Origin of the sequence: Microcoleus sp. F10-B2, assembly GCF_036704965.1 — a bacterium.
Classification (GTDB): Bacteria; Cyanobacteriota; Cyanobacteriia; order Cyanobacteriales; family Microcoleaceae; genus Microcoleus.
Map to the genome: position 1 here is coordinate 50,363 of NZ_JAUBTB010000048.1, position 8,497 is coordinate 58,859.

General features: G+C 43.9%; 6 protein-coding genes. 5 read left to right on the plus strand and 1 reads right to left on the minus strand.

Annotation, left to right across the window (positions count from 1 at the left end; translation table 11 throughout):
• Positions 1–236: 236 nt before the first annotated feature.
• Positions 237–1,217: a DNA polymerase III subunit delta gene (gene holA / locus QUA99_RS19285; RefSeq protein WP_333239766.1), complete on the minus strand. Its 981-nt coding sequence runs from the start codon at positions 1,215–1,217 to the stop codon at positions 237–239.
• A 176-nt stretch (positions 1,218–1,393) separates the two neighbouring features.
• Here holA and QUA99_RS19290 point away from each other — a divergent pair, with 176 nt between their 5' ends.
• From QUA99_RS19290 to QUA99_RS19310, 5 genes are all read left to right on the plus strand, one after another.
• A complete protein-coding gene (locus tag QUA99_RS19290; RefSeq protein ID WP_333239836.1) occupies positions 1,394–2,134 on the plus strand; it encodes a DUF1868 domain-containing protein in 741 nt (246 codons plus the stop codon).
• A 277-nt stretch (positions 2,135–2,411) separates the two neighbouring features.
• Positions 2,412–3,728 (plus strand): precorrin-6y C5,15-methyltransferase (decarboxylating) subunit CbiE, encoded by a 1,317-nt coding sequence (gene cbiE, locus QUA99_RS19295; protein ID WP_333239765.1) that lies wholly within the window; start codon positions 2,412–2,414, stop codon positions 3,726–3,728.
• Between the two features lie 345 nt (positions 3,729–4,073).
• Positions 4,074–4,697, plus strand: a complete 624-nt coding sequence (locus QUA99_RS19300; protein WP_333411456.1) for a hypothetical protein — start codon at positions 4,074–4,076, stop codon at positions 4,695–4,697.
• A gap of 3 nt (positions 4,698–4,700) precedes the next feature.
• The gene (locus QUA99_RS19305; RefSeq protein ID WP_333239761.1) at positions 4,701–5,543 is read left to right on the plus strand and encodes a DUF1822 family protein; all 843 of its coding nucleotides are present in this window, start codon (positions 4,701–4,703) and stop codon (positions 5,541–5,543) included.
• Between the two features lie 295 nt (positions 5,544–5,838).
• Entirely contained in the window at positions 5,839–8,463 is a 2,625-nt protein-coding gene (locus QUA99_RS19310; RefSeq protein WP_333239759.1) for a hypothetical protein, read from the plus strand.
• Positions 8,464–8,497: the final 34 nt, after the last annotated feature.

An 8,497-nucleotide genomic window follows, 5' to 3' on the forward strand; every position in this document is an offset into this window, starting at 1 on the left:
AACTTCTACTGTCGCATTCTGAGAGTATTTCTAGCTAACTCGGAGGGAGACCCCACACCATAATCTTCGATTCCGCGCGTGGATGAAAGCTAGGGCCGTGACGAATTTGGCGAGGGAGGATGTCACTATCTATTCAAGACCTTTTGGCCGCCGATCGGGCATCAAGCACATACCAGCGCTCGAAATTTGTTGTAAAAATTTACAGTGACGACCCCATCCCGCTGCGCTGTCGGACATCAGCGAAACAAGCTAGAAAGTTCTATAACTTTGGTTTGCAGGGTTGAGATTTCTTCCCTGCCCCGCTTTAAAGAAGCTTCTAAGTCTAGCAGCAAAGGCAAACTTTTTTGCAGTTTTTCTAAGCTGGCGTTCTTGACTTCTTGGCGAAAGTAGTATACTCGTTTGGGATTGCCGAGGTCTAGAGCTTGAGCTATTTTATCATCGCGATCGCCCGCTTGGATCATCGCCTTTACCCAAAGCCAAGTCCGAAACTTACCAGTCAAGCCAGCCACAATCCTCAAACCAGGCTCGCTGCGGCCAGTTAAGCCTGCCAATAAATCCAAAGCGGCGGAGGTATTGCCCTCCCGAATCGCATCGGCTAGCTGGAAGGTATTCTGGGCGTGACAGTGCACCAGTGCGGCAACTTCCTCCGGGTTCAGAGGTTGGCTGCGGTTGCCCGCAAACAGCAGCAATTTTTCGAGTTCGCTGTATAGCCCGCGGGTATCGCTGCCAATGGATTCGGCCAAAAGTTCGATCGCTGTGGCGGTCAATTTTACGTTCATTTCGCCCGCGACTTGGCGCACCCGCTGGACTAATTCTTTGTCATTCCAAGGCGGAATCGGCGAAAATTCGCGGACTTCGGCGGCGGACTGGGAAATTAACTTGGTAGACTTGAGCCGGCTGTCGGGTTTTTTGACCGATGTCAGCAGCAACACGGTGGTAGGGGGAATCACCGGCAGCGTCCGTTCAAATTGCGCTAACAGTTCTGGAGAACACTGCTGCGTTACAGTCGTATTTGCCAGCCAGACCAAACGGCTGCCGGTACCGAAGGGGGGCGTTAAGGCTCGATCGAGCCCTTCGACCACAGCGAAGGCGGAATCGGCAATAACCTTGTCATAGTTAAAACTAGCCCAGTTGGGGTCGAGGACAGTTTGGCGCAAACTTGTCACAGCCTGCGCCATCGCAAAGTCGTCTTCCCCCCAAAACAGGTAAATTGGCATCAAAAACGCTCAGTAGCCAAAAAAATCAGAGTTGCGCGTTCCGCAAGTCCAACATATCCTGAATTGGACTGTTGGATGCCCGCAGCATAATATAAAATTTGGTGTGGGAGTTTGTCACCGCGAGGAAATCAAGATTGGATGATACTTATCAAGCTTACGTAAATCGGGTGGCGCGAATGACGCTGCTGGACTCCTACAAGTCCCAGGTGGAACACATTCAGGAATCTCCAAAATTTAAGCCCGACGAAGCCGGTCACAGATATCCTGTACCTTTTCCGGGTTATTCGGTGATTACGCCGCCTGCGGGGGAAGATGCAGAAAATGCTGCACTTTATAGTAATTTGCACTCGATCCAACAACGGCTATTGCAGGAAATAGCGGAGGGTGCGCTCGTGGCACTGCCTCCTGATAGTTTCCATTTAACCGTAGCCGATTTGATTTGGAGCAGCGCTTTTCGAGATGCCTCTGATAAAAATCCAGAATTTGAGGAGCAACTGCGCTCGCGCATGGCCGATCGTTTTGCCGCCTGCAAACCCTTGGCGGGCGGCGGTCCCATTCGCTGGATAGTGCTGGGGTTGATGGTGATGACTAGAGCTGTGGGTGTTTGTTTGGCACCGACGGACGAAAACTCTTACAAGCAAATTCTTGAGTTTCGCCGATCGATCTATCAAAATCCCGATTTAATTGCTTTGGGAATCGAACAGCAATATCATTTTACGGCACACATTACTCTGGCTTATTTTGGGGACACCGGGCCGAACTTAGACCGCGATCGCTTGTGCACTTTGCTGTCTGAGTTAAACGAGCAATGGCTGGACACGCCGCAAGAACAGTCCGTACACCGAGTGGAACTGCGGAAGTTTGAGGACATGGCCACCTACCTCCGGCAACCGGACTGGCCTGTTTTTGAGTTTTAACGAACGAAGAGGGAAGAAGGAAGAGGGAAGAAGGAAGAGGGAAGAAGGAAGAAAGCCCTTCGGCTTCGCTCAGGGTAAAAAGAGGGAAGAAGGAAGATTTTTTCCCCTATCTGACTCTCCCCATCTCCCACTCTCCAACTCTCTCGCCCCCTCTCCCCCTCTCCCCTGTGACAACACTCAGAATATTGCCTATTAAATGCTTTAATTATTTGGGCTTGGCAACAAAGTCAAGCAAAAAACTTATGAAAAATCAGAAAAAAACAGCTTTGCTGAAAAAGTGGCAGTACACGTTGTTGGTATAGGTTTAGATGGAGCTGCAGGGCTGAGCGAATCGGCGCGGCAGGTTGTAGAAATGGCCGCTCTGCTAATAGGGAGCGATCGACATTTGAGCTATTTTCCACAGCTCTCCTGCGAGCGCTGGGTGCTGGCAGATTTGACGGCGGCAATTCTAGAAATTAAGCGCTGGTTGGCGACTGATGCGAATTTAGAGCCAGATACAGAGAATTTTTCGCCCCCCTCTACCCCCTCCTCTCAACTCATTGTAATTTTAGTGGCCGGCGACCCGCTGTTCTACGGCTGGGGAAAGTTGTTAATTGCCCAATTGCCGCCAGAAAAATTAACTTTTCACCCCCATGTCAGTTCTGTGCAGTTGGCTTTTAATCGCTTGAGAATCCCTTGGCAAGATGCTCATTGTGTAGGGTCTCAAGGACGCTATTTTGAGGAGCTGACGGCGAAGCTGAAGCTCGGTGTGGAGAAGATTGCGGTGCTGGCGGACGAAGCTCACACTCCGGCTGTACTGGCAAGTTTGGTGAAAGCTCTAGATTTGCCGACACGCTATAAGTTTTGGGTTTGCGAAAATTTGGGGGCGGCCGAGGAACGGGTAAGCCCCAAGTCTCTGGAAGCTTTGCTGAGAGAGTCTTTTGCACCGCTGAGCGTGGTTGTGATGCTGCGGGAACCTCCGCCGAGGGCAGAACCTTTGGATTTGGAAAAGTTGCCTTTGTTGGGAATACCGGATGCAGCTTTTATCGGTTGTGGCGACAAGCCTGGTTTGACGGTTGAACGGGAAGTGCGGGTTTTGGTTTTGGCACAATTGGCTTTGCAATCGGGACAAGTTGTCTGGGATGTGGGTGCTGGTAATGGTTCTGTGTCGATCGAAGTTGCTCGTTTATTCCCGCAATCTGAGGTTTACGCGATCGAAAAAACGGTTTCTGGTACTTCTGCGATCGAGTTTAACTACGGCCGTTTTGGGTTGCAAAATGTGTTTTCGATTAACGGAACCGCCCCGGAAATCTTGCACCGCTTGCGTCCTCCGCACCGGATTTTTATTGGCGGTAGTGGGGGAGGGTTGACTAAAATTTTGGGCGTTTGCGCGCTGCGGCTGCTTCCTGGAGGCTCGATCGTGTTGGCTGTGGATGCTTTTGAGGATATTGCTACTGTTTTGAGCTGGATGGGCGATCGGGTGCGCCGGGAACCGCACTGGAGTTACCGAATCATGCAAGTGCAGTTATCGCGTTCTGTGGCTGGGGGGAATTCAACTCGTTTTGATGCGCTGCGGCCGGTTTCGATTGTGACGATCGATCGACACTTGAATTAATCTGAAATCTGTGATATTCGCGCTTCATCGTCGGGCGTACAATCGAGTCAATATTCAATACTCAACCATCATTCAGTTTTTCGACCCGCCCGTCAACAGTCAACAGTCAACAGTCAACAGTTAACAGTTAACAGTCATGAGGAGTGCAACCGGACACGATATAAATCTAACTTTTGGGCCTACGCAGAACACAGAGCATCCTCTGGTTAGCAGAGAATCTCCAAGCGGTGCAACAATGATTTTAGAACTCAAATAATTAATTTAACACCTATGGATCAAATGCTGCGCCAACTAATTGAGGAGGTATGCGAGTATCCCCTAAACAGCTCCCAAAGGCGCAAAGCGATGAATCGATTGCTCGCCGAACTACAGGAACTTCCCGGACTACTGCGATCTGCACATCCCGATTATTTAGAAGCCTTAAATAAAACCTGGCAATGGGTGAACAAAAGCATTTGCTCGAACTTCAAGCTTAGCGATCCGAATGTTTCAACACGACTACGACAATGGATAAATAGTTACCTAAAGTGGCGAATTAAGGATTTGAAGTTACCTTCTGAACCGCCCACCTACAGTTTAGATGCCCCCATAGGAAGCTCAGATACTGAAACCGCGTTGCTGGATTTGCTTTCAGAAACAAGTTTTTCTACTCCTACCCGCAGTGGTTTGGATGGCTATATCGCACTTTTAGAGCAAGAAAATTATCATAATATTATTCAACAGCTAGAACAATACGTCCAAGAAGACCCCGATGGGAAATTGCGCTCCTGTCATCCTAAAAATCATCCAGAGTGTAACTGTCAAGTTCTCACATTAAAGGTGGTGTTTAAAACCACCCCTGACAAGTTTACTGCGATCGCCAAAGAATTTAACATCAACTACCAAACTCTAAAATCACACTGGGAAAGGAACTGTCGTCCCTTGCTCCAAGCGATCGCATTAGAGCTAGGATACACAAGAGAGGATTAAATTATGCAAAGCACAAACCCAACGCTATTGACAGTTCCACTAGGTACTGATGCTCACCGCACCGCTCGAAAATTTGCTGCCGAAACTCTGCAACTCGCTCCTGAATTGACAAAGCATGAGGCTGCCAAACGAGTTTATGTGAATACTTTAGCAGTTTATGTTGTCTATAGTTACCTCAAATGGCAAGCTTACGAACCCGATTTAATTCAAGGCGATAGTTGGCATCCAGTCGTCCGTGCCCAGTGGGATATTGCTGATTTAGTGTTACCAGGGATGGGTAAATTAGAATGCCGCCCGGTTTGGTTTGGAGAAAGTGCGATCGTAGTTCCACCAGCAGCCATAGAAGACAGAATCGGCTATGTAATAGTTGAATTTGGGGAAAAATTAGACTCAGGAAAACTGCTAGGATTTACCCCATCACTGGATAATTCTCCGTTTCCCAGCCAGATCCAGATTGCCGAACTCCAAAACTTAGATGATCTGATCGATCATCTCTATCGTCTGGAATTAGGAAATCAGTTTTTGAGAAGTGACGATCCAGTAGCCGTAGAAGTGCGACAACTCTTAGAAACACAAAATTTTTCACAAATTATCGCTCAACTAGAGCGCATTTACCGAAATACTAAGCCCATTAAATGGCGGTATGCAGGAGCAGATGTATTAGTCGCTAGTATTCCTATTAATCCTCATCATCAAATACTTGAGTATTCTCCTGAACAACAGGCTTTGAGTGGAGAAATTGGTCGAGAAGAAAAAGTTATCTCCGCAGATTTACACCGCCAACAATTAGCCCAAAAACTGCTAAAGAAACTAGCAGGAATTTGGGATATTGAAACAAGAGCTTAAATATTTTTTCAAAAAACTGAGAACATCCCCATGTTGTAAAAAGCATTTTTAGGAATGCGAGTATCATGCTCGCTTGCCTATATATTTGTAACGATACACATACTTGCAATCCTGTGATCTCAAATCCCCTACCCTCGGAATTAATATTACCCACAGCTTTCGACACGGCGCAGTACCCCGTCTCCCGAAAATTAATCCGGGTAGGGAAACGGGATTGCTGTCTCCTCTATATCATGTCGCTGGTGCAACCGAAATTGATGTAAAACAAAACTGATATTAACCCAAAAAATGTAACATGAAAGAACAGCTAAACTCTGCTTATCGTCACCTAATTGAAATACTACGTACCTGTCCAGATGGGGAAGAACGAGATGTTTTGAATGACTATTCATACCTCCTTGATGAAGGTTTATTAGAGGTGATGGAGGAGGTAGCAGACGAGTTATTAATTGATAAAAATGAAGAGGGATCTGACTGGCTGCGGAGTGCTACCGCGAAGATAAAAGACTTAATTAAAATTCGGTCGGAATTAGCTGATTCTGAAGACTTATTAATTTTTTTTCTAGATGTTTTGGAAGCAATCGAAGCAAGTGAAGGAGATGCCGAAGTTGTGTATCCTATTTTAGAGAAAAATCTAGATAAATTAGATGATAATTTTGATTGGTTTTTGCGAAGTTGGGCAACTGACGTTTTAGCTAAATTAGAGTCTGAAGAAGCTTACGATATAGCCACTGTAATTAGAACTTTTAGTAGCCTTATTCAAGAATTTACTCTGGGCGATTGTGTAAACAATATTGAAATTGCGATCGCGGGATATCAACAAGTAGCGACTGCGATCGATCGGGAAGATTACCACGAGGATTTGTTGATTACTCAAAACCATTTGGGGTTTGCTTATCAAATTCGCCTTGCTGGGAACCGTAGCAGGAATTTAGAAAGGGCAATTGAGTGTTATGAATTAGCTTTACAATGTTGTAATGATACCGATGAACCGGAATTATGGAGTTTAATTCAACATCGCTTAGGTTTAGTTTATTTTGACAGAGTTGAAGGTGATTTAGAAGAAAATCTGGAGATGGCGATATCTGCTTTTGAATTAGCATTGAAAGTGTGGAATTGTCAAGAGTCTCCCTTAAAATGGGCGGAAATTCAGCATGATTTAGGTTTGGCTTATCTCCACCGTGTTAAGGGAGATGAATCGGAAAATATAGAAATAGGAATTAAATATTATCAAGCTGCTTTGGCTGTTTATCCAAAAGAGGATAATCCTACAGATTGGGCAAGAATTCAAAATAATTTGGGTCTAGCTTATTACAATCGTATTCAAGGGGAAAAATTAGATAACATTGAAAGGGCTATCGCCGCTTTTCACAATGCCTTAGAAGTTCGTACTTATACGGATTTTCCCATACAGTGGGCAGAAACTCAAGAGAGCTTAGGTAATGTTTATATTACAATTGAAGAGAATCGAGACGACAATCTCCAAAAAGCAATTGAGTGTTATCAAGCAGCTTTAACTGTTTATATTCCTGAAGATTTCCCCGAACAATCGAGTACGATCCAATTTTGTATGGGAGATTCTTACCGTCAAAAAATAGAAAATCGTGCTGACAATATTGAGAAAGCGATTGAGTGTTATCAAACTGCTCTACAAATTTGTAATCAAGAAGAATTTCCTGAATTATGGGCTTTTATTCATAATGATTTAGGGGCGACATATCTCAGCAGATTCAAGGGAAGTCAAGAACAGAATATAGAATTAGGTAGGAGTTTGATAGAGGCTACTTTACAAGTTTATAATCGTGAGGACTATCCCGACAATTGGGCGAACACTCAAAATAATTTAGGATTTTCCTATTATCTTTCTACAACGGGAAAATATTCGGATAACTTGGAACGGGCAATTGCATATTATGAATTAGGATTACAAGTGTATAATTCTGAAACTTTTACAGAAGTGTGGGGACTGATACAACTTAACTTAGGAGTTGCTTATTTAGAAAGACTAAAAGGAGACCTTTCCGAAAATATTGAAGCATCAATTGCTGCTTCTCAAAATGCCTTAACTATTTATGATCCAGACACTTATTTAGAAAATTGGTTAAAAATCCAGAATAATTTAGGGTATGGCTATCAAAATAGAGTTAAAGGAGAGCAACTTGATAACCTTGAGAAAGCTCTCAGCTATTATAAAATTGCTTTAGATGCTTGCTGTTCTACTCAATTCCCTGAAATTTGGGGTTTGCTCAAACATAACTTAGGAACTTTTTATTTAAGAAATGCTCAAGGGAATCAAGCTGAAAATGTAGAAGAAGCTATTGTTCTTTATCTGACCTGTGTTGAATCTTATCAAAAAGCATTTAATCGTAAACAATGGTCGATGATTCAAAATAATGTAGGGATTGCTTATCTCAATCGCAAATATGGTAGCCGTCTCGAAAATATAGAATTAGCAATCGAAGCTTTTAAGAATGCCTTGCAAGTTCGTAATTATGAAAATTATCCCGAACAGTGGGCGGAAACACAACAGAATTTAGGAATTGCTCATAGTGAACGAATTTATGGCGATTCCTTACAAAGTTTAGAAAGTGCTATCAAATGTTATGAAAATGCTTTACTAATATATAATCGTTCAGATTTCCCTGAACAGTGGGCAATGCTTCAAAATAATATTGGTAGTGCTTATAGCGAACGTCTGCTAGGAGATGAGGATAATAATTTAGAAATAGCCATTAATTACTATCAAATGGCTTTGCAAGTAAATACCCGTCAAATTTACCCTGAAAATTGGGCAATGATCCAAAATAATTTAGGAAATGCCTATAGGAGGCGCAGTATTGAAAATGAAGTTAAAAATTTAGAAATGGCTATTTTTTACTATAGCGTTTTTCATAATTATGAGGTACACTTAGTAAAGTAAAACTATTTAGAGGAAAATCATCAATGCAACCCTA

Bases quoted from the DNA above. Each gene is read 5' to 3' on its own strand.
- holA (WP_333239766.1), bottom strand. From the start codon at position 1,217: ATGCCAATTTACCTGTTTTGGGGGGAAGACGACTTTGCGATGGCGCAG.
- QUA99_RS19290 (WP_333239836.1), top strand. From the start codon at position 1,394: ATGACGCTGCTGGACTCCTACAAGTCCCAGGTGGAACACATTCAGGAA.
- QUA99_RS19300 (WP_333411456.1), top strand. From the start codon at position 4,074: ATGAATCGATTGCTCGCCGAACTACAGGAACTTCCCGGACTACTGCGA.
- QUA99_RS19305 (WP_333239761.1), top strand. From the start codon at position 4,701: ATGCAAAGCACAAACCCAACGCTATTGACAGTTCCACTAGGTACTGAT.
- QUA99_RS19310 (WP_333239759.1), top strand. From the start codon at position 5,839: ATGAAAGAACAGCTAAACTCTGCTTATCGTCACCTAATTGAAATACTA.